25 protein-coding genes are annotated in these 26185 nt (G+C 71.1%); 8 read left to right on the forward strand and 17 right to left on the reverse strand.

All coding sequences use genetic code 11. The features are described 5' to 3' along the window. Positions 1–4: 4 nt before the first annotated feature. A complete protein-coding gene (locus tag B1A86_RS05955; protein ID WP_246836808.1) occupies positions 5–118 on the reverse strand; it encodes a superinfection immunity protein in 114 nt (37 codons plus the stop codon). 229 nt (positions 119–347) lie between these two features. Next, positions 348–986, reverse strand: a complete 639-nt coding sequence (locus tag B1A86_RS05960; RefSeq protein ID WP_078025537.1) for a hypothetical protein — start codon at positions 984–986, stop codon at positions 348–350. 109 nt (positions 987–1095) lie between these two features. Here B1A86_RS05960 and B1A86_RS05965 point away from each other — a divergent pair, with 109 nt between their 5' ends. Continuing rightward, entirely contained in the window at positions 1096–1512 is a 417-nt protein-coding gene (locus tag B1A86_RS05965; protein WP_078025536.1) for a DUF3054 domain-containing protein, read from the forward strand. Positions 1513–1580: 68 nt separating this feature from the next. Continuing rightward, entirely contained in the window at positions 1581–1862 is a 282-nt protein-coding gene (locus tag B1A86_RS05970) for an Lrp/AsnC family transcriptional regulator (protein WP_078025535.1), read from the forward strand. Positions 1863–1916: 54 nt separating this feature from the next. On the opposite strand, the gene trpD is transcribed toward B1A86_RS05970, so the two are convergent. Next, positions 1917–2975, reverse strand: coding sequence for an anthranilate phosphoribosyltransferase (gene trpD / locus B1A86_RS05975; protein WP_078025534.1), 1059 nt, complete (start codon positions 2973–2975; stop codon positions 1917–1919). A 250-nt stretch (positions 2976–3225) separates the two neighbouring features. Here trpD and B1A86_RS05980 point away from each other — a divergent pair, with 250 nt between their 5' ends. From B1A86_RS05980 to B1A86_RS05995, 4 genes are all read left to right on the forward strand, one after another. Next, a complete protein-coding gene (locus B1A86_RS05980) occupies positions 3226–3804 on the forward strand; it encodes a cytochrome c oxidase subunit 3 (protein WP_020625607.1) in 579 nt (192 codons plus the stop codon). An 85-nt stretch (positions 3805–3889) separates the two neighbouring features. After that, complete coding sequence (locus tag B1A86_RS05985; RefSeq protein ID WP_036315101.1) at positions 3890–4696, forward strand: cytochrome c; 807 nt, start codon at positions 3890–3892, stop codon at positions 4694–4696. A gap of 69 nt (positions 4697–4765) precedes the next feature. Beyond that, a complete protein-coding gene (locus tag B1A86_RS05990) occupies positions 4766–5842 on the forward strand; it encodes a ubiquinol-cytochrome c reductase iron-sulfur subunit (protein WP_078025533.1) in 1077 nt (358 codons plus the stop codon). A 5-nt stretch (positions 5843–5847) separates the two neighbouring features. Beyond that, on the forward strand, positions 5848–7542 hold the full coding sequence (locus tag B1A86_RS05995; RefSeq protein ID WP_078025532.1) for a cytochrome bc complex cytochrome b subunit: 1695 nt from the start codon (positions 5848–5850) through the stop codon (positions 7540–7542). A 583-nt stretch (positions 7543–8125) separates the two neighbouring features. Here B1A86_RS05995 and B1A86_RS06000 read toward each other — a convergent pair. The 6 genes from B1A86_RS06000 to B1A86_RS06025 form a co-directional block, all read right to left on the reverse strand. Beyond that, a complete protein-coding gene (locus B1A86_RS06000; RefSeq protein WP_041103000.1) occupies positions 8126–9379 on the reverse strand; it encodes an IS256 family transposase in 1254 nt (417 codons plus the stop codon). 929 nt (positions 9380–10308) lie between these two features. Next, positions 10309–10710, reverse strand: a complete 402-nt coding sequence (locus B1A86_RS06005) for a cytochrome c oxidase subunit 4 (protein ID WP_078025456.1) — start codon at positions 10708–10710, stop codon at positions 10309–10311. Further along, entirely contained in the window at positions 10707–12416 is a 1710-nt protein-coding gene (gene ctaD / locus B1A86_RS06010) for a cytochrome c oxidase subunit I (protein ID WP_078025457.1), read from the reverse strand. Before ctaD ends, B1A86_RS06005 begins: the two co-directional genes overlap by 4 nt. After that, on the reverse strand, positions 12416–13276 hold the full coding sequence (gene coxB / locus B1A86_RS06015) for a cytochrome c oxidase subunit II (RefSeq protein WP_078025458.1): 861 nt from the start codon (positions 13274–13276) through the stop codon (positions 12416–12418). Before coxB ends, ctaD begins: the two co-directional genes overlap by 1 nt. Before the next feature lie 335 nt (positions 13277–13611). After that, a complete protein-coding gene (gene erpA, locus B1A86_RS06020; protein ID WP_002854644.1) occupies positions 13612–14004 on the reverse strand; it encodes an iron-sulfur cluster insertion protein ErpA in 393 nt (130 codons plus the stop codon). A gap of 118 nt (positions 14005–14122) precedes the next feature. Next, the gene (locus tag B1A86_RS06025; RefSeq protein WP_138976800.1) at positions 14123–15526 is read right to left on the reverse strand and encodes a dipeptidase; all 1404 of its coding nucleotides are present in this window, start codon (positions 15524–15526) and stop codon (positions 14123–14125) included. 80 nt (positions 15527–15606) lie between these two features. Between B1A86_RS06025 and B1A86_RS06030 the strand changes: the two genes are divergently transcribed. Next, the gene (locus tag B1A86_RS06030) at positions 15607–16230 is read left to right on the forward strand and encodes a DUF3043 domain-containing protein (RefSeq protein WP_078025459.1); all 624 of its coding nucleotides are present in this window, start codon (positions 15607–15609) and stop codon (positions 16228–16230) included. A gap of 66 nt (positions 16231–16296) precedes the next feature. On the opposite strand, the gene B1A86_RS06035 is transcribed toward B1A86_RS06030, so the two are convergent. Next, positions 16297–17424, reverse strand: coding sequence for a quinone-dependent dihydroorotate dehydrogenase (locus B1A86_RS06035; RefSeq protein WP_078025460.1), 1128 nt, complete (start codon positions 17422–17424; stop codon positions 16297–16299). A 55-nt stretch (positions 17425–17479) separates the two neighbouring features. Between B1A86_RS06035 and B1A86_RS06040 the strand changes: the two genes are divergently transcribed. Beyond that, positions 17480–18589: an alpha/beta hydrolase gene (locus tag B1A86_RS06040; RefSeq protein ID WP_078025461.1), complete on the forward strand. Its 1110-nt coding sequence runs from the start codon at positions 17480–17482 to the stop codon at positions 18587–18589. Here B1A86_RS06040 and B1A86_RS06045 read toward each other — a convergent pair. From B1A86_RS06045 to B1A86_RS06075, 7 genes are all read right to left on the reverse strand, one after another. Beyond that, complete coding sequence (locus B1A86_RS06045) at positions 18529–19392, reverse strand: isoprenyl transferase (protein WP_078025462.1); 864 nt, start codon at positions 19390–19392, stop codon at positions 18529–18531. The genes B1A86_RS06040 and B1A86_RS06045 overlap by 61 nt on opposite strands. After that, positions 19389–20210, reverse strand: a complete 822-nt coding sequence (recO, locus tag B1A86_RS06050) for a DNA repair protein RecO (RefSeq protein ID WP_049147696.1) — start codon at positions 20208–20210, stop codon at positions 19389–19391. The genes B1A86_RS06045 and recO overlap by 4 nt, the downstream gene beginning before the upstream one ends. Then, entirely contained in the window at positions 20207–21940 is a 1734-nt protein-coding gene (leuA, locus tag B1A86_RS06055) for a 2-isopropylmalate synthase (RefSeq protein ID WP_078025463.1), read from the reverse strand. Before leuA ends, recO begins: the two co-directional genes overlap by 4 nt. Positions 21941–22275: 335 nt before the next feature. Next, a complete protein-coding gene (gene era / locus B1A86_RS06060) occupies positions 22276–23241 on the reverse strand; it encodes a GTPase Era (RefSeq protein ID WP_041103742.1) in 966 nt (321 codons plus the stop codon). Positions 23242–23284: 43 nt separating this feature from the next. Then, positions 23285–24610, reverse strand: a complete 1326-nt coding sequence (locus B1A86_RS06065) for a hemolysin family protein (RefSeq protein ID WP_061867296.1) — start codon at positions 24608–24610, stop codon at positions 23285–23287. An 11-nt stretch (positions 24611–24621) separates the two neighbouring features. Next, positions 24622–25095, reverse strand: a complete 474-nt coding sequence (gene ybeY / locus B1A86_RS06070) for an rRNA maturation RNase YbeY (RefSeq protein ID WP_010078622.1) — start codon at positions 25093–25095, stop codon at positions 24622–24624. After that, positions 25085–26158 (reverse strand): PhoH family protein, encoded by a 1074-nt coding sequence (locus tag B1A86_RS06075; protein WP_036336560.1) that lies wholly within the window; start codon positions 26156–26158, stop codon positions 25085–25087. Before B1A86_RS06075 ends, ybeY begins: the two co-directional genes overlap by 11 nt. Positions 26159–26185: the final 27 nt, after the last annotated feature.

Genomic DNA, 26185 nt, shown 5'->3' on the forward strand with positions numbered 1-26185 from the left:
GCGGTCAGAGGCCGCGCGGACCCCAGGACCGCAGCCGGCGATGGCTGGTGAGCGACATGTACAGCGCGATGCACCAGCCGAGGACGGTCCACCCGGTGAGCAGGTTCACCCAGAACACCGCCCACACGGTGGACGCGCTGGTCGGTCATGATCGTCATGGGTCCAGGCTACGCGCGAGACCCGCCGCGCGGCGCCCCGCCTGCCGTTCTGTGGTGCGCCGATAATGTACATTATGTCAACTAGCCCGTTCTTCGCCTCCCCTTCGGAGGCCGCCTGCACGGCACGCGCCGCGTCGGGACCTGGCCCAGGAGGTCGCGCCGGGCGGCACCGACACCGCGTGCCGGGGTTCACTCCCCCGGGTCTGCGGACAGCCGCTCCAGCAACGGCAGGACAGCCGCCACCGCCGTCCGGCTCTCGTGCCAGAGCCCGTGCCGCAACCGGGAATGGACGGCCTGCTGACTGATCCCGAGCTCCGCCGCCGCCTCTCGCTGACTGGCGCCGGCTTCGACCAGCCGCCCCGCCGCATGCTGGTCATCGGACCGGCGCCGTTCAACCGTGGCGACCAGCTGCAGGGTGGCCTCTGCACAGCGCAGATCAGCCTCTCGGCCGGTCTCCGAGGCGCGGCCCGGGCGTCGTCCGTGCGGCAGCACCAGCCGTCCCGGTGCCCGCCGGGCGCGGCGCCGCTCCCCGGCTGTGATATGTGACAAGGCTGACTGCTTGTCGTAGTTGCCCTCTGTATCCAGCAGCACCGCCCAGGACCCAGACCGCACGGCCCACAGTGCCAGGCCCACCCCCGCCGCCATGCCGTCGAGAGTGACGGCCAGCTCGCCGTCGCCCGGCGCCGCATCGGTTTCGTCGATATGCCACGCGGCCGAGATCACAGCTGCGCCCGGGCGGGGATCGTCGAGCAGCGCGGCTGACAGACGCTGGGCGTCGTCGGCCGTGGCGGCGGTCGGTCGGATGGGCACCAGATGCACGGACACCATACGGAGAGCCTAGCTCCGACAAAGATGGGATTTTGTCGTAGGTCCCGTCCACAGACTCCCTCGAGCGGGCGCTCCGCGCCGATCCTCCGCGGTGGGCCAGACTGGATGCATGACGTCCTCCCCCACCGCCCGTCGTGCCGCGCCCGCCGAGCACCGTGACCCGCGCGGCGCCCTGCCGGCGCTTGCCGTCGACCTCCTGCTCACCCTCCTCTTCGTGGCCCTGGGCCAGGGGCAGCACTCCACGGAGCGCGGCCCGCTGGGTCTGCTGGTCACGGCGGCGCCGTTCCTCGCGGGCCTCCTGCTCATGACCGGGGTGACCGCCGGACACCGGACGTGGGCCCGCGCGTGGCCCCACGGCGTGATCGTCTGGCTGGGGACCGTGGCGGTCGGGATGCTCCTGCGCGTGGCCTTCGGCCTCGGTGGCGCACCGGTGTCCTTCGTGCTCGTGGCGCTCGGGGTGCTGGGCGTCCTGCTCCTGGGCCGCCGGGCAGTGACCGCCTGGCTGGTGCGCCGCACCCGGAGGTGAGGAGCCGGCGCGCAGCTAGGATCGTCGGGGACACCGGCCCCACAGCATCGAGGAAATGAGGACCGCCCGTGGTCACCGCCATCGTCTTGATCAAGACCGACAAATCCAGTATCCCGGAGACCGCCGAGACCCTCGCCGCGCTCGAGGGGGTCGGGTCTGTCTACTCCGTGACCGGCGCGTGGGACCTGGTGGCGATGGTCAAGGTGCGCCGCTACGAGGACCTCGCCGACGTGATCGCCGACCACCTCTCCAAGGTCGACGGGATCCAGGACACCGAGACCATGCTGGCCTTCCGGGCCTACTCGTCCGAGGACCTCGGCGAGGGATGGGCGCTCGGCTTCGACTCCTGAGCGTCTTCTCGACGACGGGCCCCACCTCGGCGGTGAGGGCCCGTCGTCGCACCATCAGGACCGGGAGAAGGCGACCCAGCGGTCCAGGACGTCACGCGCGGCGCCGGAGTCGATCGACTCGGCGGCCCGCGCCATGTTGGCCGCCAGCCGCTCCATCAGCGGCGCGTCCGCGCCACGGTCCCAGGCCGTCAGGCCCGCGGCCGCGTTGAGGAGGACGGCGTCGCGGATCGGACCCTTCTCCCCCGCCAGCAGAGCGCGGACGAGGGTCGCATTGTAGGCACCGTCCCGCCCGGCCAGGGCCTGGACGGGGGCCAGGTCGATGCCCAGCTCCCGGGGGTCGAGCTCGTGGGTGCGCACACCGTCCCGGACCTCCATGACGGTCGACGGCCCCGACGTCGTGATCTTGTCCCGGCCGTCCGCCCCGCGGAAGACGAAGCCGCGCACCCCCCGGTCCGCGAGCACCTGCGCGAGCAGCGGGACCATGGCCTGGCTCGAGCAGCCCAGGGCCTGGGCGGTGACCTGCGCCGGATTGCTCAGGGGGCCGAGGAAGTTGAACACGGTGGGCACGCCGAGCTGCTTGCGCACCGGGGCCACGTACTTCATGGACGGGTGGTAGTTCTGGGCGAAGAGGAACGTGATGCCCACGGCCTCGGCGCACTCCTCGGCCTTCCGGGTCGGCATGGACAGGTCCACGCCGAGGGCCTCGATCACGTCGGCCGCGCCGGCGGTGGACGAGGCGCCGCGGTTCCCGTGCTTGACGATCCGCGCGCCCGCACCGGCGGCCACGAGCGAGGACATCGTGGAGAGGTTCACGGTGCCCAGGCGGTCGCCACCCGTGCCCACGACGTCGAGGGTCTCCCCCGGCACGTGCACCGGGTTCGCCGCCTGGACCATCGCCTCGGTCAGGCCGCGCAGCTCCGGCACCGTCACCCCCTTGGCGGCCAGGGCGAGGAGGAATCCGCCCACCTGCCCCTCGGTGGCATCGCCGGCCATCATCTCCCCCATGGCCCACGCGGCGACGTCGTCGCTGAGGTCCTCACCGACGGTGAGGGCGCGGAAGACCTCCGGCCAGGAGGTCCCCAGGACTGCTGCGGTGTTCTCGGGGGTGCTCACGCACTGAGCCTAGCGGCCCGGCCGCACCCGGCACCGCGTCGTGTCATGCGCCGCCCGCCGTGAACCTGGACATCCCCTGGACGCCAGCCCCCGACTGACACTGAAACCCCCCGACGGTGCTGACGACCTGTCCTGTGACACGGTAGGTTCGATTTACCGCCCGGGCGGTGTTTGGGGCCATAATGGCTGGGTGACCACAGCTAACCCCACTCTCCATCAGCCCACCACGGGGCTCCCGAGCCGGCCGAACATGGTGCAGGTCGGGACCATGGTGTGGCTTGCCAGCGAGCTCATGTTCTTCGGTGGGCTCTTCGCCATGTACTTCACCCTTCGCTCCACGTCTCCGGAGCTCTGGGCCGAGCACACCGCGATCCTCAACGTCCCGCTCGCCGCGGTGAACACGACGATCCTGGTGCTCTCCTCCGTCACCGCCCAGTTCGGCGTCCTCGCCGCCGAGCGCCTTCAGCCCCGCCGCACCGGCGGCTTCCTGCAGTTCGGGAAGTGGGGCATGGTCGAGTGGTTCATCCTGACCTTCATCATGGGCTCGATCTTCGTGGCGGTGCAGTCCTACGAGTACGCGGTCCTCGTCTCCGAGGGTGTGACCGTCGCGGCGAACGCGTACGGCTCGGCGTTCTACATCACCACCGGCTTCCACGCCATCCACGTGACCGGCGGCCTGATCGCGTTCCTCTTCATCATCGGCCGCGCCTACATGGCCCGCCGCTTCGGCCACCACGAGGCGACGTCGGCGATCGTCGTGTCCTACTACTGGCACTTCGTGGACGTCGTCTGGATCGCCCTGTTCTTCATCGTCTACTTCCTGAAGTAAGACGACCCCCACTCACCGCACCGACTTCAGGCTCGGGCCGGCAGCATGAGCGGCCCGCCCCGGAAGAGAACGATAGGAAACCCTCGTGAAGGCACTTTCGCAGAACCGACGCCATCCCCTGATGGGGCTGGCGCTCCTCCTGCTGGGACTCCTGGTGACCGGCGGACTGTACTCCGTCGCGAGCACCGTGAACCAGGCGCAGGCGGCCACGCAGGTCACCGCGGCCGCCTCGGCTGATGACATCTCCGAGGGCGAGAAGCTCTTCAACGCGAACTGCGCCTCGTGCCACGGCACGGGTGCCGCGGGGGGTCCCTCCGGCCCGTCCCTGATCGGTGTCGGCGCCGCCTCCGTCGACTTCCAGGTGGGCACCGGCCGCATGCCGATGCAGATGAACGGCCCGCAGGCCCAGGTCAAGCCGAACCAGTTCAACGACGAGCAGACGGCGCAGCTCGCCGCCTACGTCGCCTCGCTGGGCGCCGGCCCCGCCGTCCCCGAGGACGAGTACCTGGATGTGAACCACGAGGATGTGGACATCACCCGCGGCGGCGACCTGTTCCGCATCAACTGCGCCATGTGCCACAACGCGGCTGCGGCCGGCGGTGCGCTCACCCGCGGCAAGTACGCCCCCTCCCTGCAGGGCGTGGAGGAGAAGCACATCTACGAGGCCATGGAGACCGGCCCGCAGAACATGCCGGTGTTCTCCGACTCGAACATCAAGCCCGAGGACAAGCGCGACATCATCGCCTACCTGAAGACCATCGAGAACCAGGGCTCCCCCGGCGGCCTCGCCCTCGGCTCGCTCGGCCCCGTCTCCGAGGGCCTGTTCATCTGGACCGCGGGCCTGGCGCTGATCATCGGCTTCATGGTCTGGCTCACCAGCCGGTCCTCCTGATCCCGTCGGCGCAGGCGCGCCGACCACCCGTCATCGACATTCATCACTCGAGTAAAGGAAACAGGACATATGGGCGAGAAAGGCCTTGAAGGGACCGAGCGCCGCTCGGGTTCCCTCGAGCACGCCGGCGAGGACGCGCCCCGGTACGCGATCGACGACCCGGGCCTGCCTCCGCACCGTCCGCGTCTGGCCGATGAGGATCCGAAGGCTGCGAAGCGCGCCGAGCGTCAGGTCTCGGTCATGTTCCTCATCTCCATCGTGGGCACGGTGCTCTTCTTCATCGGCTATTTCGGCGTGGGGCAGATCGGCAACGGTGAGGCGTTCAGCAAGATCTACCTGCAGAACCTGCTGCTCGGCCTGGGCACCGCCCTCGCCATGTTCGGCATCGGCATCGGCGTGGTGCATTGGGCCAAGACCCTGATGCCGGACCACGAGACCGTCGAGGACCGTCATGAGATCCGCTCGGAGGACGACCGCGTGGCCGCCACCGGGATGATCTCCGAGATCCTGGACGAGTCGCAGATCAAGCGCCGCCCCCTGCTGCGCAACACCCTGATCGGCGCCGCCCTGCTGGCCCCCCTGCCGTTCATCGCCGTGTTCCGCGATCTGGACGACTCGGACAATTTCTCGGACCAGGAGGCTCACAACTTCGGCCCTGAGCGTCTGCGCCACACCATGTGGGCCGAGGGCGTGCGCCTCGTGCGCGACCCCACCGGCTCCCCCATCAAGGCCTCGGACGTCACGCTCGGCTCGGCCGTGCACGTCATCCCCGACGGCCTGAACGATCTGGGCCCCGACAAGCTCAACCAGAAGGCCAAGGCCGTCGTCCTGCTCATGCGCCTGGACCCCGCCAAGGTGAGGATCACCCCGGGTCGCGAGGACTGGAACGTGGACGGCATCTTCGCCTACTCCAAGGTCTGCACGCACGTGGGCTGCCCGATCGCCCTGTACGAGCAGCACACCCACCACCTGCTCTGCCCCTGCCACCAGTCGACCTTCGACCTGACGCAGGAGTGCAAGGTCATCTTCGGCCCGGCCAGCCACGCGCTGCCGCAGCTGCCTATCACCGTGGACGACGAGGGCTTCCTCGTGGCCCAGAGCGATTTCCATGAGCCCGTCGGGCCTGTCTACTGGGAGCGTGGCTGACACCTATGAGCACCACCGTGAATGAGTTCCAGCCGGCGACCTCGACCGGCCGCATCGCGAACTTCGTCGACACCCGCACGGGGATGTCGCCGATCGTGAAGTTCTTCGCCCGCAAGATCTTCCCGGACCACTGGACGTTCATGTTCGGCGAGGTCGCCCTGTACAGCTTCGTCATCCTGCTGCTGTCCGGCGCGTTCCTCACGTTCTTCTTCGACCCCTCCATGTCGGAGGTCGTCTACAACGGGGCCTATGCCCCGCTGCGCGGCATCGAGATGTCCGCGGCCTACGCTTCGACCCTCGACATCTCGTTCGACGTGCGCGGCGGTCTGTTCATGCGGCAGCTGCACCACTGGGCGGCGCTGATGTTCGTGGCGGCCATGTCCGTCCACATGCTGCGCGTGTTCTTCACCGGCGCGTTCCGTCGCCCCCGTGAGCTGAACTGGCTGGTCGGCTGCTTCCTGCTGATGGCCGGCTGGGCCGCCGGCTTCACCGGCTACTCCCTGCCCGACGAGGTGCTCTCCGGCAACGGCCTGCGCATCATCGACGGCATCCTGAAGTCCCTGCCGCTGGTCGGCACGTACCTCTCCGCCTTCTTCTTCGGCGGCGAGTTCCCCGGCCACTCGGTCATCGGCCGCCTGTACGCCCTGCACATCATGATCGTGCCGGCCGCCATCCTGCTGCTCATCGGCATCCACCTGTTCATGGTCGTCGTGCACAAGCACACCCAGTACCCGGGCCCGGGCCGCACCGAGGACAACGTGGTCGGCTATCCGGTGGGCCCCGTGTACGCGGCCAAGGCCGGCGGCTTCTTCTTCATCGTGTTCGGTGTGCTCGCGCTCATCGCCTCCACGGTGACGATCAACGCCAACTGGAACTACGGTCCGTACGATCCGTCCCCGGTGCAGGCCGGCACCCAGCCCGACTGGTACATCGGCGTGTTCGACGGCGCCCTGCGCCTCATGCCGGGCATGATCGGCGACTACTCCTTCCTCTGGAACATCCCGATGCCGTGGGGCTCCTCGGTGTCGCTGCCCATGGGCGTGCTCGTGCCGCTGATCCCGGTCGGCGTCCTGCTCGTCGGCATGTGCGCCTGGCCCTGGATCGAGCGGTGGATCACGAAGGACGACACCGAGCACCACCTCCTCGACCGTCCGCGCAACGCTCCGGCCCGCACGGGCATCGGCGTGGCCGCCGTCGTCTGGTACTGCGTCATGTGGGCGGCCGCCTCCTCGGACCTCATCGCCACCCACTTCCACCTCTCCCTGAACGACGTGCTGTACGTGTTGCGCGCGCTGTTCTTCCTCGGCCCGGTGATCGCCTTCATCGTGACCCGCCGCATCTGCCTGTCCCTGCAGCGCAAGGACCGTGAGCTGGTGCTCCACGGCCACGAGGCCGGCGTCATCGAGATGTCCCCCGAGGGCGGCTTCCACGAGCGTCACCGCCCGCTCACCGACTACGAGCTGTACCGCCTGGTGGCCTTCGAGGACCGTCGCCCGGTGCCGGCCATCCCCGGCCGCAACGGCAAGGTGGGAGCGCTGGAGAAGGCCCGTGCCGGCCTGAACCGCATGTTCTACCAGGAGCGCGTCGCCCCGGTCTCCCGCGAGGAGCTGGTGGAGGCCCGCACCCACGGCCAGCACGGCCACGAGGAGCACCCCGTCGAGCTCGGACACGGCTCGGACGCTCCTCGTCTGGAGCGCTGACCCCGGTCGGCTGATCCTCTGACGAAGGGCCCCGCGCACCACGGTGCGCGGGGCCCTTCGGCGTCCCGGGAGGCGGGCCGCCGCGGCCATCGAGGGAGAGCCCGCCCACGGCCGCAGCGGGCGCCCTGAGGGGGCCCAGCGCCCCCCCCCGACGTGCCGAGTCGGCGACCTGCACTGCGGGGTCCTCGTTCGGCGGCCACCTCGGGTGGGCGTGAGCAAAGTGGTGCGCCTCGCTCGCCGCGGCCGGTCGGTTCGGGCACGGACAGGCGTGCGTCCGCCGGTCCGCGACGGCGGATGCTGGGCGGACGCAGGTGGCGTTCTTCGGGGGCATCCCGAGAGACGGCCGGAGGCGGGCGCCGTCGATGCTCTGGGTCCTCACGCGGCGTTCCTCCCACGCGGGCTCAGAGTAGGCGACCCGGCGTCCCGCCACGGGGTGGGTGCTGCGACGTCCGGTCAGTCTCGGAGGGAACTCCGCGCTCGGGCCAAGCTCGTGCACGCCACTGCCCCCCTGTAGCGTCCGCTGCGTCTGCCCGCGGTCAAGCCCCTTGTGGTGGTGTAGCGGTTGGATCCTTCGTTGGGGTTGTCAGGCGCTGAGCTCGAGGGCAGTGTCGGTGTCGGTGCCCACCTCGCTTCCGGTGTCCTCGACGGGGGTGAGGCGGCAGCGGGCGAGGACCTCGAGGCCGAGGTAGCGGCGCCCTTCGGCCCATTCGTCGGTCTGCTCGGCCAGCACCGCACCCACTAGCCTGACGATGGCCGCCCGGTTGGGGAAGATGCCCACCGCGTCGGTGCGACGGCGGATCTCCCGGTTGAGCCGCTCGGCCGGGTTGTTCGACCAGACCTGCGTCCAGACGTCCTTCGGGAACGTCGTGAAGGCCAGGATGTCCGCCCGGGCATCACCGAGGTGCTCGGCCACCGCCGGGAGCTTCTCGCTCACGTAGTCCAGCAGCCGATCGAACTGCGCGTTCACCGCCGTGGCGTCGGGCTGGTCGTAGACCGAGTGGAGCATGGCCTTCACCGCCGGCCACATGGACTTCGGGGTGATGCCCATCAGGTTCGCCGCGTAGTGGGTCCGGCACCGCTGCCAGGTGGCGCCGGGCAGGTTGGCGGCGATGGCGTCCTTGAGCCCGGCATGGGCGTCACTGGTGACCAGGCGAACCCCGGCCAGGCCCCGGGCCACGAGGTCAGCGAAGAACTCGTTCCACGCCGCACCGGTCTCACTGGTCGCCACGCGCATCCCCAGGACCTCGCGGTGGCCGTCACCGTTGACCCCGGTAGCCAGCAGCACCACCGCGTTGACCACCCGCCCGCCCTCGCGGACCTTCATCGTCAGCGCGTCCGCGGCCACGAACGTGAACGGACCGGCCTCATCCAGGGGCCGGTGGCGGAAGGACTCCACGTGTTCATCCAGGTCCGCGGCCATCCTGGAGACCTGGGACTTGGAGAGGGCATTGATCCCCAGGGTCTTGACCAGCTTGTCCATCCGCCGGGTACTCACCCCGGCCAAGTAGCAGTCCGCCACCACGGTGATCAGCGCCGACTCCGCTCTCTTTCGGCGTTCCAGCAGCCACTCCGGGAAGTACGTCCCAGAGCGCAGCTTCGGGATGGCTACATCGACCGTGCCGACCCGGGTGTCCAGGTCCCGGTGCCGGTACCCGTTGCGCTGGGCGGACCGTGTCGGGGTGGGCTTGCCCCATTCGGCGCCGACCACCGCGTCGGCATCGGCGGAGAGCAGGGTGTTGATCATGGTCTGCAGCAAGTGGCGCATCATGTCCGGGGACGCTTCGGACAGGGCTTCGCTCAGCAGGCCGGCAGGGTCGAGAATATGAGGAGCGGTCATCGTGATGACTCCATTCGAGGGTGCTGTGAGAGGTTCACTCGAAGGATCACACGGTGGCCGCGTCCACGTCTGAGACGACGTGCCCGACCACCGGGCGCTACACCACTATGCGGGACTCAACTCTGCCCGCCGCCAGCTGCGCCCGGACCCAGTTGGACGTGGCGGCACCGGGCCGGGATCCTCCGCCTGCGTGCTCGCCCCGGCCCGGGAAGACCGGCGCCAGAGGCCGCAGGGGGTCCTCACCGCGGGCCGAGGGCAGGGTGCACCTGCCGCTGAAGGACCTCGGCCGCGCGCCTGAGACGGTGGCGGCAGGCTTGCTCACGGCCGGCACACCGCTTGGCCCGGAACGAGGCGTGGGAGGACGAACCGGTCTGTCACCGCGACGCCGGTCTTGCTCGGGCGTGCACCTGCGAGGCCAAGCGACGCGAGGCGCCGGCGACGGAGGCGGGCCACGACGAGCACCGTCGGCCCCCCCTACCCCGGTGGGGACGCTCCCCGGGCCTGGCTGGCTCCAGGTGTGTCAGCGGCGCCCTGTCCCCTCTCACGAGACGCGGCGGTCTCCGGTCGCTCGGAGCGGGTGCAAGGCGCGCGGCCGCCGTCGTGTCGCCGTCACGCGTGGGTCGTTCGGCCCGCTCCCCGGCCGTGCAGGGCTCAGGGCATCGCCGCCGGGCCCCTCAGGGCGGCTGCCGACGCACGCGCCGACGTCGGGTGGCCTGCCCAGCGCCGCTGCGCGGCACGCGCGCTCGTGGTGCACGGCTCCCGCTTCCCCCGACGCGGCGAGACAGGTCGCGGAGATCCGCCGCCACGGTGTACGTCGAGCGGCAGGCCGGCTGCCACGACGGCGGGCCGGCCGCCCTCATCGCACAGGAAAACGCCGCAGGCCGGACCCCCGAGGGGATCCGGCCTGCGGCGTTGGAACGACGGTCGGGTCAGTGGGCGAACTTGCCCCGAGAGAACTCGTAGACCCACCCGAAGGTGAAGTAGGCGCCAGCGATGATGCCGATGACGAAGACCCACCAGCCGACGGCCAGACCGGTCACGATGATGGCGCAGGCGAGGCCGAGACCCAGCGGCCACCAGCTCCAGGGAGCGAAGGTGCCGTAGGTGCCGGCGTACTCGACGATCTGGCCGTCCTCGTCATCGGCGGGGCCGACCCCGTACTTGCGCTCGGCGGCGTTCAGGTACCAGGCGATCATCCAGGACATCCCGCCCAGGGCGTAGATCGCGGGGATGCCGGCCCACTCGGTCCACTCGTTCCAGAATCCGTAGAGGGTTCCGGCACCCACGAAGAAGAGGCCGATCACCCAGAAGATATTCGCTGCGACCTTCACTGGGCCACCTTCTCTCCGAAGGCCTCAGTGGTGTGCTGAGGCGAGTGCGGGAAGAGCTCCGGGTGGTGCAGGTCCAGCGCCGGACGCTCCGAGCGGATGCGCGGCAGCGAGTGGAAGTTGTGCCGCGGGGGCGGGCACGAGGTGGCCCACTCGAGCGAGCCGCCGAAGCCCCACGGGTCATCCACGGTGACCTTCTTGCCGTAGCGCGCGGTGATGTACACGTTCCAGAAGAACGGGATCAGCGACGCGCCGAGGACGAAGGAGAAGACCGAGGAGAACGCGTTCATCGCGTGGAAGCTGTCCTCCACCATGTAGTCCGCGTAGCGACGGGGCATGCCGGTGACGCCGAGCCAGTGCTGGATCAGGAACGTGCCGTGGAAGCCCACGAACAGCATCCAGAACTGGATCTTGCCGAGACGCTCGTTCAGCATCTTGCCGGTGAACTTCGGCCACCAGAAGAAGAAGCCGGCGAACATCGCGAACACCACGGTGCCGAAGACGACGTAGTGGAAGTGCGCCACGACAAAGTACGTGTCGTTCAGCTGGAAGTCCAGCGGCGGCGACGCCAGGATGACGCCGGTCAGGCCACCGAAGAGGAAGGTGACCATGAAGCCGAGCGTCCACAGCATCGGGTTCTCGAAGGTGATCGAACCGCGCCACATCGTGCCGATCCAGTTCACGAACTTCACGCCCGTCGGGACCGCGATGAGCATGGTCATCACGGAGAAGAACGGCAGGAGCACGGAGCCGGTCACGTACATGTGGTGCGCCCACACGGAAAAGGAGAGGGCGCCGATCGCCGTCGTCGCGAACACGATGGACTTGTAGCCGAAGATCGGCTTGCGGGAGAACACCGGGATGATCTCCGACACGATGCCGAAGAACGGCAGAGCGATGATGTACACCTCGGGGTGGCCGAAGAACCAGAAGAGGTGCTGCCACAGGATGGCGCCGCCGTTCTCCGGGTTGAAGATGTGGCCGCCGAAGCGACGGTCCAGGCCCAGCGCGAAGAGCGCGGCGGCCAGCGGCGGGAACGCCATCAGGATCAGGATGCCGGTGATGAGCGTGTTCCAGGTGAAGATCGGCATGCGCCACATCGTCATGCCCGGGGCACGCATCGTCAGGATCGTGGTGATGAAGTTGACGCCGCCCATGATCGTGCCGAAGCCCTGGAGGGCCAGGCCGAACACCCAGAGGTCACCGCCGACACCCGGCGAGAACGTGGTGTTGGAGAGCGGGGCGTAGGCGTACCAGCCGAACGAGGCCGCACCCTGCGGGGTGAGGAAGCCCGCGGTCGCGATGAGCGAGCCGAACAGGAAGAACCAGAACGCCAGGGCGTTCAGACGCGGGAAGGACACGTCCGGAGCGCCGATCTGCAGCGGCACCAGCACGTTGGCGAAGCCCACGAAGAGCGGGGTCGCGAACATGAGCAGCATGAGCGTGCCGTGCATGGTGAACAGCTGGTTGTACTGCTCCTTCGTCTGCAGAATCTGCATGCCGGGCTCGAAGAGCTCCGCACGGATCATGAGGGCCATGACGCCGCCGATGCAGAAGAAGATGAAGGACGTGATCAGGTACATGTACCCGAGCACCTTGTGGTCGGTCGTCGTCAGCCAGCTGACGACGATCTTGCCCAGCGAACGGGGCACCACACGAGGCTGCGCCTGTGAGCGCACCTCATCCGTTGCGTACTCGTAAGTGGTCATCAGTGGCTACCTCCACCGCGGGGGGTCTGGAGATCGCGCTCCATCGTCCCGGCGCCGTCAGGGTTGTTGTTGGGGTTGCGGCTGTACTCTTCGCCCACCTGACCCGACTCCATCTCCTCGAGGCGCTGGACGAACTCCGCCTCGTCGACGACCTCCACGTTGAAGAGCATCTCGGAGTGGAACTCGCCGCACAGCTCGGCGCACTTGCCGTCGTAGCTGCCCAGCTCCTGGGGGGTCAGGTACAGGTGGTTGGTCTTGCCGGGCACCATGTCGCGCTTCTGGAGGAACTGCGGGATCCAGAAGGAGTGGACCACGTCACGGGACTTCAGCTCGAAGTGCACCGGCACGTCATTCGGCAGGTACAGGACCGGAAGGGTGTCACGCACGCCCTCGGTGCCGTCCAGCTGGGCCTGGATGCCGGAGTAGTGGGCCTCGATGACCTCGCCGTCCTCCTGCTCGTAGGAGTAGTTGAAGTCCCAGGACCACTGCTTGCCGTACACGGTGACGGTCAGCGGCGAGTCGTCCACGGGGCGGTCGACCTCGGTCTGGACGCGGTCGGTGAAGCCCCAGAGGGTGAAGACCGTCAGGATCGGGATGGCCGTGAACATGGTCTCGAGCGGCACGTTGTAGGCCGTCTGCTTCGGGAAGCCCTGGTCGTTCTTGCGGCGGCGGTACGCCACCATGCACCAGATCATGGCGCCCCAGACGAGCAGGCCGACGACCATGGCCGCGATCCAGGAGTTCACCCACAGGTCGGTGAGCTGGGCGTTGTGGTTGGTGGTGTCCCGGGTGCCGGGGTACCAGCCGCGCTGGACCTCTGCCGAACAGCCGGTCAGCACCAGGAGCGCCGTGGTGCCCACGGCACCGGCGGTCCAGCGGCGGCGAGTCCGACGTCCGGCGTCATTCTGTGCTCTCACAGACGGCCTTCCTCTTCATCTCGTGTGCGAGGGGCGTCCCCGCTCCCCCGGCGATTCGGCGACTTCTCGCAGCGTCCTCGCAGGGAGCACGGGTATGCCCTGATGATTCAGAGCCAGTCTACGCCGAAACGCGCGGATTCTCCGCACCGTGACACGTGCCGATCGTGTCTGGGAGCCGGGTCCGAGCATCCTGGGTGCGACGCCCGGGCACGACGACGGCGGGCCGGCCGAGGCCGACCCGCCGGTTCGCGGTCCGAGGCGCTCCGGGCGCCCGCAGATCAGTGGAAGGAGTCGCCGCAGGCGCACGAGCCGCCCGCGTTGGGGTTGTCGATCGTGAAGCCCTGCTTCGAGATGGTGTCCTCGAAGTCGATGGTCGCGCCCATGAGATAGGGCACGCTCATCTTGTCGACGATCACCTCGACCCCGTCGTAGTCACGGACGGTGTCGCCGTCGAGGACGCGCTCGTCGAAGTAGAGCTGATAGATCAGGCCAGAGCAGCCGCCCGGCTGCACGGCGACGCGCAGCCGCAGGTCCGTGCGACCCTCCTGCTCGAGCAGCGAGCGCACCTTGCCGGCCGCCACGTCGGTCAGCTCGACCTCGTGCGGGGGCAGGCCCTCGGCGTCCTGGGTTGCGCCGATCTCGACGCCGGTCTCCTCTGCGGACAGAGCCATCGTGACCTCCTCAGATCATGGGGCGCGGACGGGGCCGTCACGCGCGTGTGGTCTCCCGGGCAACACTAGCCGCCCACGGGGCATTCCCGGCCCGCCGCACCGACGGGCCGGGCGGCGCTCACGCCGAGAGCCGCGCGAGCCAGAGCGCCTCGGCCACGACGGCCCGCTGGAAGTCGTCGATGTGCAGCGACTCGTTGGCCGAGTGCGCCCGCGTGTCCGGGTCCTCCACGCCCGTGATGAGGAGGGTGGCCTCCGGGAAGACCTCGGCGAGGTCCGCGGTGAACGGGATGGAGCCGCCCATGCCGATCGCCCGGGGCTCGACGCCCCAGGCGTCCTCCAGGGCGGCCATCATCGCGGCCGCGGCGGGGGCCGAGGTGTCCGTCGTGAACGGCTGACCGAACTCCCCCGCGGTGACCGTGATCTCCGCGCCGAGCACCGCCGCGGACTGCGCCTCCAGGTGGGTGCGCAGCGCCTCGAAGGCCTCCGCGGGCTCCATGCCGGGGCCCAGGCGCATCGAGAACTTCGCGCGCGCCGCGGGCTGGATCGTGTTCGAGGACTCCGCGACCGAGGGCGCGTCGATCCCGATGATGCTCAGCGCGGGAGCGTTCCACAGCCGGTCCGCGACCGGGCCGCGGCCGGCCAGGGTCACCCCGTCCAGCACGCCCGCGTCCGCACGGAAGACGTCCTCGGGGTAGTCCAGGCCCGCGGTCTGCCGCGGCTCGAGGCCGGGCACGGCGACCGCGCCGTCCGCGTCGTGGAGCGTGGCGATCAGCCGCGAGAGCAGGACGACGGCGTCCAGGACCGGCCCGCCGAACATGCCGGAGTGCACGGCGTGGTCGAGCACCCGGACGGTCACCGTGCCGTCCACCAGCCCACGCAGGGAGGTGGTCAGCGCTGGCTCCCCCACAGCCCAGTTGGACGAGTCCGCGACCACGATCGCGTCGGCGTCGAGGCGCGCCCGGTGCTTCTCCAGGAAGGTGCGGAAGGTGGGCGAGCCGGCCTCCTCCTCGCCCTCGATGAAGACGCGGACGCCGACGCCGGCGTCGGGCAGGACGTCCCGCAGGGCGGCGAGGGCGGCGAGGTGGACCATGATGCCGGCCTTGTCGTCGGCGGCGCCGCGGCCGTACAGCCGCCCGCCGCGCTCGGTGGCCACGAGCGGCGGGGTGTCCCAGAGGTCCTCGTCCCCGATCGGCTGCACGTCATGATGGGCATAAAACAAGACAGTGGGCTTGTCAGAGGTGCCGGGCTTCTCGCCGATCACCGCCGGCCCGCCGGGCCGGCCGTCGTCGCGGATCTCGGACACAATCTCTACATCCTGCAGGCCCGCCTCGCGCAGCAGGCCCGCGACGGCCTCCGCGGACCGCTCGAGCTGGGCGCGGTCCGCGGAGTCCCAGGCGATGCCCGGGATCGCCACGAGGTCGGTGAGGGTCTGGAGGGTCGTCGGGAAACGGGCCTCGACGGCCTCACGGACGGCGGAGACGAGGGCCGCGTCCTGCGGCGCACGGGAGGTGATGTCAGTCATGACGGCCAGCGTAGACGGCGCCCGGGCCGAGGGCCGCGCCTCCGGCCAGGCCGGACGCGCCCCACCACTAGACTGGACGGGTGTTCAAGCGAGACAAGACCCCCGAGACCGCGCCCGCCCCCTCGACTCACGGCTCCTCGGCCGCTCCCGCCGAGGGCGCCGCCGTGGCCGAGGCCGGGCCGCGCGACCGCTCGCAGGGCAAGAAGGGCCCGACTCCACGGCGCCGCGACCAGGAGGCCGCGCGCCGTCGCACCCTGGTCCCCGAAGATCGCAAGGCGGCCCGCAAGGCCGAGCGTCAGGCGATGGCCCAGGAGCGGATGCGCCAGCGCGCCGCGCTGGAGACCGGGGACGAGCGCGGCCTCCCGGCACGCGACAAGGGACCGCAGAAGCGCTGGGTCCGTGACTACGTGGACGCGCGCACCGGCATCGGCGAGTGGCTCATGCCCGTCGTCTTCGCCTACGTCCTGCTCATGTTCATCCCCGGCCGCGAGGCGCAGCTGATCCTGATGATCAGCCTGTACGTCCTCGTGGCCCTCGTGCTCATCGAGAGCTTCCTGGTCAGCCGGCACATCAAGAAGGGCCTGACGGAGCGCTTCGGCACGCCGGAGCCCGGGACCGGCTTCTACGGCATCATGCGGGCCCTGCAGTTCCGCCGCCTGCGTCTGCCCAAGCCCCAGGTCAAGCGGGGCGAGTACCCCGCCTGACACGACACCGCGCCACGGCCCGGACCCCGGTGGGCACGGGCCGTCGCGGCACCGGCGAGCAGACCGTCAGCCCCGCAGGGACCGGGCCAGCCCGGCGGTGATCCGGCCGGCCCAGAACGGCCCCTCGTAGAGGAACGCGGTGTAGCCCTGGGCGAGGTCCGCGCCCGCGTCGAGCCGGGCCTGGACGTCGTCGGCGTCCGTCACGCCGCCCACGCTGACGACGGCGGTGCCCGTCGGCAGCGCCGCCCGCAGGACCTGCAGCACCCGCATCGACCGCTCCTGCAGCGGGGCCCCGGACAGGCCGCCCGCGCCCAGGGCGTCCACGTCGGCACGCGGGGTGCGCAGACCCTCGCGGGAGACGGTCGTGTTGGTCGCGATGACGCCGTCGAGCCCGAGGCGCTCGGCGAGCGCCCCGACGGCGCGCACGTCGTCGTCCGCCAGGTCCGGGGCGATCTTCACGGTCAGTGGCACCCGCCGGCCCGGGACCGCACGGTCGGCCTCCTCGCGCACCGCCGTGAGGATCGGCTCCAGCGCGTCGATCTCCTGCAGCTGGCGCAGCCCCGGCGTGTTCGGGGAGGACACGTTGACCGTCAGGTAGTCGGCGTGGGGCGCGAGCAGGCGGGTCGAGGCCCGGTAGTCGTCCGCCGCGTCCTCGAGCGGGACCACCTTGGTCTTGCCGATGTTCACGCCCAGGACCGGCCGGGTCGGACCGAAGCGGCGCTCCAGGGTCTGCCGGGTCCGCGCCAGGCGGGGGGCGACGGCCGCCGCGCCGTCGTTGTTGAAGCCCATGCGGTTGACCAGCGCCCGGTCGTCCACGAGACGGAACAGTCGGGGCTGCGGGTTGCCGGGCTGCGGCTGCGCCGTGATCGTGCCGACCTCGATGTGGCCGAACCCGAGGTCGGCCAGGGCGGCGGTCCCCCGGCCGTCCTTGTCGAACCCCGCGGCCAGGCCGAAGGGCGTCGGGAACCGCAGGCCCATGACCGTGCGCGCGAGCAGCGGGTCCGGGCGGAAGGCGGCGCGCAGGGCGGCGGACGCCCCGGTGCGCTCGACCAGCCGGATCGCGTCGAAGCCCCGATGGTGCGCCTGCTCCGCGTCCATGCCGCCGAACACGGCACGGAAGAAGGGCGGGTACAGGCGAGGCGCGCGGGAGGTCAGGAGGCCGTCGACGGCGGACTTGGGATCAGGCAGCTGCATGCCCCCATCCTCGCACGGGCCTCCCGCCCGCCCAGGGTCCTCCTAGAGTGGTCGGATGGCCCGTGACCCGATCCAGCCGCCGCCCCCGGACCCCTCCGCCCCGCACGGCGCCCCCGCCGGCGGACCGACGGAGGAGGACACCCGCCCGTTCCTCGACGACCCGCCGGGCCTGGGCTGGGTCCCGGACGGACTGCCGGGCTTCGAACGATGCACCCTCGGCCTCGACACCGATGAACAAGGACAGAACCTTGTTACAGTGGTGCGTCCGCGCACCGACGCCCCCCGTGACCCGGCCCGCCGGCCCATCCTCTCGGTGCACGGCTGGAGCGACTACTTCTACAACGCCCCGCTCGCCCACGCGTTCGAGGCCGCCGGCTACGCCTTCCACGCCGTCGACCTCCGCCACTACGGCCGCTCGCTGCGCGCGGGACAGACGCCCGGCTGGACGGACGACCTGACCCGCTACGACGCGGACCTCGAGGCCGCGTTCGAGACCATCGCCCAGGATCACCCGCTGCCGCCCATCCTCATGGGGCACTCCACCGGCGGGCTGATCGCCGCGCTGTGGGCGGACCGGAATCCCGGCCGCCTCGCCGCGCTCGTGCTCAACAGCCCGTGGCTGGAGATGCAGGGCAGCGCGGGGGTGCGCCTGCTGGCGAAGTCCATCGTGGGGCCCGTCTCCGCCATGAAGCCCTACGCCACGCTCACACTGCCGCGCATCGACCACTACTGGCGCACCCTCTCGGACCAGGCCGAGGGCGAATGGGACCTGCACCCGCTCTGGCGTCCCCCGCACGCGTTCGAGGTGCCGGCCGCCTGGCTGAGCGCGGTCCTCTCGGGGCACCGGGCCGTGGCCGGGCGGCTCCACGTCTCCGTGCCGATCCTCGTGCTCGTCTCCGCGCGCGGGCATCGGGGCACGTCTTACGGCGAGGCGATGCTGACCTCGGACATCGTCCTGGACCCCGACGCCATGGCCCGCCGCTCCCTGCGGCTCGGCGACCGGGTGACCGTCCACCGGCTCCCCGACGCGCTGCACGACGTGTTCGCCTCCCCCGCGTCGGTGCGCGAGGCGGCCGGTGCCGCGACGCTCACGTGGCTGGGGGCCTACGCACCGCCGTCGGCGACCGAGGCCGAGTCCGGCGCGCCGGACGACGGCGCCGGCTGAGGGGTGTCCACGGCGCCGCCGTAGCGGCGGTCCCGTCGGGCGTAGGTCTCGACGGCGGCCCACAGGGTCCGCCGGTCGACGTCCGGCCACAGCACGTCCAGGAACAGCAGCTCCGCGTAGGCGGACTGCCACAGCAGGTAGTTGGACAGGCGCTGCTCCCCCGAGGTCCGCAGGAACAGGTCCACGTCCGGGACGACGTCGACGTCCTGACCCGTGCGGAAGCCGCGGTCGAGGTAGCGGGTGATGACGTCCTCGCTGATCTCCCCCGGCCGCATCCGGCCGGCCCGGACCTCTTCGGCGATGGCCTGGACGCCATCCAGGATCTCGGCCCGGCTGCCGTAGTTCACGCACATGTGCAGCGTGGTGCCGGTGTTGTGGCGCGTGAGCTCCTCGGCCTCCTGCAGCTCCCGGATCACGGGGGTCCAGAGGCGCGGGGCCCGACCGTTCCACCGGATCCGCACGTTCCACGAGTGCAGGGTGTCCCGCTGCCGGCGCAGCACGTCCCGGGAGAAGCCCATGAGGAAACGCACCTCCTCCGCCGAGCGCCGCCAGTTCTCCGTGGAGAACGCATACGCGGACACGTGGCCGATCCCCAGCTCCACCGCCCCGGCGACGACGTCCAGCAGCGCCGCCTCGCCGGCCCGATGGCCCTCGGTGCGGGGCAGGCCGCGCTGGTTGGCCCACCGGCCGTTGCCGTCCATCACGATCGCCACGTGCCGGGGCACGAAACGCGGGTCGATCCGCGGGGCGACCGCACCCGAGGGGTGCGGCGGTGGGGGCTGCGGGGCTCGGTCGGCGCTCATGGTCTCCTCTCGACGCGCGGGGCGGGGAGGCCGAGGTCCTGGTCCAGGACGGACAGGGACACCAGGCGCCGCTCGGCGTGGAACTGCAGGTACGCCGCCACGATACCGGCCGCCTCGCGGCGGGCGGGGGCCCCGGAGGCGTCCGCGGTGGCCCAGCCCCCCGCCGCGAGGGCCGAGAGCAGGTCGAAGGTCTCCGGGGCCGGGTGAGCGGCACCGGGTGGCCTGCACGCGGGGCAGACGGCCCCGCCGAGGCCCACGTGCAGTGCCGTGTGCGGGCCGGGGGCGCCGCAGCGGGCGCACCGGTCGAAGGTCGGGGCCCAGCCGGCCTGGGCGAGCGCGCGCAGCAGGAACGAGTGCAGGATCAGGCGCGGGTCGTGCGCGCCGCGGGCCAGCGCGGCCAGCGCGCCGTGGAACAGGCGGTACTGGGCGCGCCGGCCGTCGTCGTCGACCGCGGGGACCCGCTCGACGGCCTCGGCGAGGGCGCCGGCGACGGTGTAGGCGTCGTAGTCGGCGGCCAGCATCGTTGCGTACGGGTGCAGCAGCTGCGCCTGGCTCACGATGTGCAGCTCCCCCCGGCCGCGTGCGAGCTGGAGCGTGGAGTGCATGAACGGCTCCACCACCGAGCCCAGCCGGGAGGAGGTCTTGCGCACCCCCTTGGCCACGGCTCGGACCAGGCCGTGCTCGGGGGTGAGCGCCTCGATGATGCGATCGGCCTCCCCCAGACGGTGGGTGCGCAGCACGATGGCCTCGGTGCGGAACGAGTTCGCCGCGTAGCCGCCGTGCCGCGCACCCCGCCGGGAGGAGCCGGAGCCGCTCACGCGCGCAGGGCGCGGTTCACCGCGGACACCACGGCCTTCAGCGAGGCGGTGGTGGTGTTGTGGTCCAGGCCGACGCCCCAGAGGACACGGTCGCCCACGGCCGCCTCCACGTAGGCGGCGGCCATGGCCGCGCCGCCCTCGGACAGTGCGTGCTCGGAGTAGTCGAGCACGCGGACGTCCACGCCCTCCTCGCCGAGGATGCGCAGGAACGCGTCGATCGGGCCGTTGCCCTGCGCCGTGCGGGTCTGCGTGACGCCGTCGACCTCGAGCTCGGCCTCCATCCGGAACGCGCCGTCCTCGCCGGAGGCCGAGGAGACCGAGCGGAGCCGGTAGCGGCCCCACTGCGCCTCCGCCGCGTCGGCGGGCAGATACTCGTCCTGGAACACGCGCCACAGGTCGGCGCCGGAGACCTCGCCGCCCTGGGCGTCGGCCAGATCCTGGATGACGTGGGAGAACTCGATCTGCGCGCGGCGCGGCAGGTCCAGGTTGTGCTCGGACTTGAGCAGGTAGGCGACGCCGCCCTTGCCGGACTGCGAGTTCACGCGGATGACGGCTTCGTACGAGCGGCCGATGTCCTTCGGGTCGATGGGCAGGTACGGCACGGCCCACGGGATGCCGTCCACGTCCGTGCCGGCCGCCTTCGCGTCGACCTCCATCGCCTCGAAGCCCTTCTTGATGGCGTCCTGGTGGGAGCCGGAGAAGGCCGTGAAGACGAGGTCGCCGCCCCAGGGCGAGCGCTCGGGCACGGCCAGCTGGTTGCAGTACTCGACCGTGCGCTTGATGTGGTCCATGTCGGAGAAGTCGATCATGGGGTCGATGCCCTGCGAGTACAGGTTCATGCCCAGCGTCACCAGGTCGACGTTGCCGGTGCGCTCGCCGTTGCCGAACAGGCACCCCTCGATGCGGTCCGCCCCGGCCAGGTAGCCCAGCTCGGCGGCGGCCACGCCCGTGCCGCGGTCGTTGTGCGGGTGCAGGGAGAGGAGGAGCGAGTCGCGGTGCTCCAGGTTGCGGTGCATCCACTCGATCGAGTCGGCGTACACGTTCGGGGTGGACATCTCCACCGTCGCCGGCAGGTTCAGGATCATCTTGCGGTCGGTGGAGGCCTCCAGGACCGTGGCCACCTCGTCCGAGATGCGCCGGGCGAACTCGAGCTCGGTGCCCGTGTAGGACTCGGGCGAGTACTCGTAGGTGATCTGCGTGCCCCTCAGCTGCTCCTCGAACTTCTTCACCAGGCGCGCGCCGGAGGTCGCGATGTCCACGATCCCGTCCTCGTCCTGCCGGAACACCACGCGGCGCTGCAGCACCGACGTCGAATTGTACAGGTGCACGATGGCCCGGTCGGCGCCCTCGAGCGCCTCGAAGGTGCGCTCGATCAGGTGCTCACGGGACTGGGTGAGGACCTGGATGGTGACGTCGTCCGGGATGTGGTCGCCCTCGATGAGCTGACGGACGAAGTCGTAGTCGGTCTGCGAGGCGGACGGGAAGCCGACCTCGATCTCCTTGAAGCCCATGCCGACGAGCAGCTGGAACATGCGCAGCTTGCGCTCGGGGCCCATGGGGTCGATCAGGGCCTGGTTGCCGTCGCGCAGGTCCACGGCGCACCACAGCGGCGCCTTCTCGATGACCTTGTCCGGCCAGGTGCGGTCCGGCAGGGCGACCTCGATCTGGTCCTGGAACGGGACGTACTTGTGGAACTTCATCCCCGACGACTTCTGCAGGTGAGCGCTCATGCGTGTTCTCCCTCGACGTGCGCGCGGCGGGCGCGCGAAAGGTGGGTGGTCGGTGGCCGGACCGGGAGGTCAGGGGCTCCGCACGGGGTGTCCGGTCCGGTGGGAGGCGTCCTGCCTCCGCATGCGCTCAGGCGGCGTGGATCACGGCCTGGCACGGGGACCCCGTGCGGCCGGGAAGTAGCAGGCGGGCCGTGGCCGGCGCTGTCGTCGCGAGGCGGAGGGACATGCCCCGACCCTAGCACCGAGGTGGGCCGGGCCACAGGAGGCCGTCCCCGTGTGACGCACGACGACGGCGGCCCGCTCCGGCGCGTGCGCGCCCGGGTCGGGCCTCCGGCTCAGAAGCCGAGTCGGCCGAGCTGTTTGGGGTCGCGCTGCCACTCCTTGGCGACCTTGACCCGCAGGTCCAGGTGCACCTTGGTGCCGAGCATGCGCTCGATGCCCGCCCGCGCCTGCGCGCCGATCTCACGCAGCCGGGAGCCGCCCTTGCCGATGATGATGCCCTTCTGGCTGTCCCGCTCGACGAAGACGTTCGCCCACACGTCCATCAGGGGCCGATCCGCGGGGCGGTCCTCGCGCAGGGACATCTCCTCGACCATCACGGCCACCGAGTGCGGCAGCTCGTCGCGCACGCCCTCCAGGGCCGCCTCCCGGATGAGCTCGGCAACCATGACCGCCTCCGGCTCGTCCGTGAGCTCGCCGTCGGGGTACAGGGGCGGCCCGGCCGGCAGCAGGCCCGCGAAGACGCCCAGGACGTCGTCGACCTGGCGGCCGGCCACCGCCGAGACCGGCACGACGGCCGCGAAGCCCTCCCCGCCGTTCTCCGGCCCGAGGACCTCGTCGCCCAGCGCGGTCACGGCCACGAGCTGCGCCATGAGCTGCTCCGGGCCCACCTTGTCCGTCTTCGTCACCACGGCGACCACCGGGGTGCGGTGCAGGTACGAGAGCTGCTGGGCGATGAACCGGTCGCCGGGACCGATCGCCTCGTCGGCCGGCAGGCACATGCCCACGGCGTCGACCTCGTTGAGCGTCTCCGCCACGAGGTCGTTGAGGCGCTCGCCGAGCAGGGTGCGGGGCCGGTGCAGGCCCGGGGTGTCCACGAGCACGAGCTGGAAGTCCTCGCGGTGGACGATCCCGCGGATGGTGTGGCGCGTGGTCTGCGGCTTGGAGGAGGTGATCGCCACCTTCTCCCCCACCAGCGCGTTGGTGAGCGTGGACTTGCCGGCGTTCGGCCGGCCCACGAGCGAGACGAAGCCGGAACGGAAGCCGTCCGCGGCGCGGGCCGGATCGACGAGATCGGTCATGGGGTCATCCTTGTCAGGCGGGGCGTGGGGTGGGGCGGCCGGCTCAGGCCACGGGGTCGGCGGGTGCGGCGCCGTGGGCCTGCTCCTCGCGCCGGCGCAGCCGCACCGGGCGGTCGGGGGTCTCGGAGACGCGCAGGCGCGCGACCCGGTTGCGGCGGGGCTCGAGGGTGTCCGCGACGAGCTCGATCCCCTGGACCACGACGCGCGAGCCCTGGATCGGGACGCGGCCGAGCTCCTTGGCGAGGAGGCCGCCGACCGTGTCGACGTCGTCGTCCTCGTCCTCCTCCGGCAGCTCGAACTCCTCCCGGAAGTCGTGGATGCCCATGCGCGCGTCGACGGAGTAGACGCCGGGCGCGACGAACTCCACCTCGGGGCGGTCCGGCTGGTCGTCCTCGTCGTAGATCTCCCCGACGATCTCCTCGATGAGGTCCTCGAGGGTCACGAGCCCCGCAGTGCCGCCGTACTCGTCCACCACCACGGCCACGTGGGTGGACTCGCGCTGCAGCTCCTGCAGGAGGGTGGCCACGGACTTCGACTCGGGGACGAAGCGGACGTCGCGCATGACCTCGGTGACGGGGGTGTCGGTCGCAGCGCCGTCGTGGTGCAGGGCGCGGGTGACGTCCTTGAGGTGCAGCATGCCCCGGATGTCGTCGGCGTCCTCGCCGATCACCGGGATGCGGGAGTTGCCGGAGCGCAGGAACAGGGCCATGGCCTGCCCGAGCGTGTGGTCGGCGTCGATCGTGACGACGTCGGTGCGCGGCACCATGACGGAGCGGACGATGGTGTCGTTCATGGAGAACACCGACTGGATCAGCTCCGCCTCGGAGTCGGCGAGCACGTCCGCGTCGTGGGCGCGGGCGACGAACTCGCGCAGGTGGCGCTCCTGGAAGTCGTCCTCGTCCTCCGGCTCGACCTCGCGACGGCGCCGGTCCCGGTCCAGGCGGGCGGCGAGCGGGCCCAGGGCCCGGCGGAGCACCCACACGAGGCCGCCCAGGCGGCGGGCGACGGCGGCCTCGTTGCGGGAGCCGATCGGCCGCGGGCTCCAGACGCCCAGCAGGGCGGCCACGCCCACGAGCACGACCGCGGCGATCGCCACGGCGAGCCACGTGTCGTCCACCACCGCGTCGGCGGCCGCGGTCAGGCAGACGGCCGACAGGGCCTCGGCCACGAAGCGCCAGACCCGCAGGGCGCCGAGGTGGCTCTCCCGCTCGCGGGCGATCTCCAGGACCTTGGAGCCGGGCCGCTCGCGGACGATGTCCTCCGCGTCCCGCCGGGAGAGGTAGGAGAACGCGGACTCGGCCAGGGACAGCGTCCAGGTCAGGCCGAGGAAGACCAGGAAGAGGGCGAAGAGGACGGCGGGTGTCAGCATGGGCGGTGCCGTCAATCCTCGACGGTGGGGGCCGGGGCGGGCCGGCCGAGGACCTCGGAGACGAGCCGATCCTGGAGCGTGAACATCTCCTCGCGCTCGGCGTCCTCGACGTGGTCGTACCCGAGCAGGTGGAGCATGCCGTGGGTGAGCAGCAGGAGCAGCTCATCGTCACGGGAGTGCCCGCCGCGCGCCGCCTGCTCGGCGGCGACCTCGGGGCAGAGCACGACGTCGCCCAGCACGCCCTCGGCCGGCGCCTCGGGCGAGCCGGGGGTCAGCTCGTCCATGGGCAGGCTCATCACGTCGGTGGGCCCGGGCAGGTCCATCCACTCCTCGTGCAGCTCGGCCATGCGTGCGGCGTCCACGACGGTCACGGCCGTCTCGGCGCGCTCGTGGACGTGCAGGCGCGCGTACACGTGCCGGGCCATGCGCAGCAGCGCGTCCTCGGGGACCTCGATCCCCGACTCGTTCAGGATCTCAACGGCCACGGCGGGCCCCTCCTCGCTTCTGGGACCGCTCCGCGGGGCCGCGGGCGGCGTCGTAGGCGTCCACGATGGCGCTCACCAGCGAGTGCCGGACCACGTCCGAGGAGTCGAAGCGGACCATCTCCAGTCCCTCGATCCCCTCGAGCACCTCGACGGCCTGGGCCAGGCCGGACTGGGTGCCGCGCGGCAGGTCCACCTGCGAGGTGTCGCCCGTGACGACCATGCGCGCACCGAAGCCGAGGCGGGTCAGGAACATCTTCATCTGCTCGCCGGTGGTGTTCTGGGCCTCGTCGAGGATCACGAACGCGTCGTTCAGGGTGCGGCCGCGCATGTACGCCAGCGGGGCGACCTCGATGGTCCCGGCCTCCATCAGCCGCGGGATCGACTCGGGCTCGATCATGTCGTGCAGCGCGTCGTACAGGGGGCGCAGGTACGGGTCGATCTTCTCGGAGAGCCCGCCGGGCAGGAAGCCGAGCCGTTCGCCGGCCTCGACGGCCGGGCGGGTGAGGATGATCCGGTTGACCTCCTTGGCCTGCAGCGCCTGCACCGCCTTGGCCATCGCCAGGTAGGTCTTGCCGGTGCCGGCCGGGCCGATGCCGAAGACGACGGTGGAGCGGTCGATCGCCTCCACGTAGTCCTGCTGGTGCAGGGTCTTCGCGCGGATGCGGCGGCCCCGGCCCGAGAGGATCGAGTCCAGGTGCAGCTGACCCGCGCCGCGCCCGGTGGCGGCGTCGCGGACGTGGTGGACGACCTGGCCCATCACCTCGGGGGTGACGGCCTGGTCGCGGCGGGCGATCGAGCGCAGGTCCTCGACGACGCGCCGCACCGTGGCCACCTCGGCCACCGGCCCGGCCAGGTCCAGCCGCTGGTCGCGGACCGTGACGTCCACGGTGGGGAACACGCCGCCGAGGATCCGCAGCAGGGCGTCCTGCGGTCCGAGCGTGCGGACCATGAGGTCGGCGGACTCGAACGCGACCCCCTCGTGCGCGGTGGCGGGCGGGGTCGGGGTCGTGGGGGGCACGGTCACGATGGGGCGGATCACCTCGGGGTCGCGGGGGCGGGACATCCCGACCAGTCTAGGCGTCGGCGCGCC

The organism is Micrococcus sp. KBS0714, from assembly GCF_002008305.4.
Taxonomy (GTDB): domain Bacteria; phylum Actinomycetota; class Actinomycetes; order Actinomycetales; family Micrococcaceae; genus Micrococcus; species Micrococcus luteus.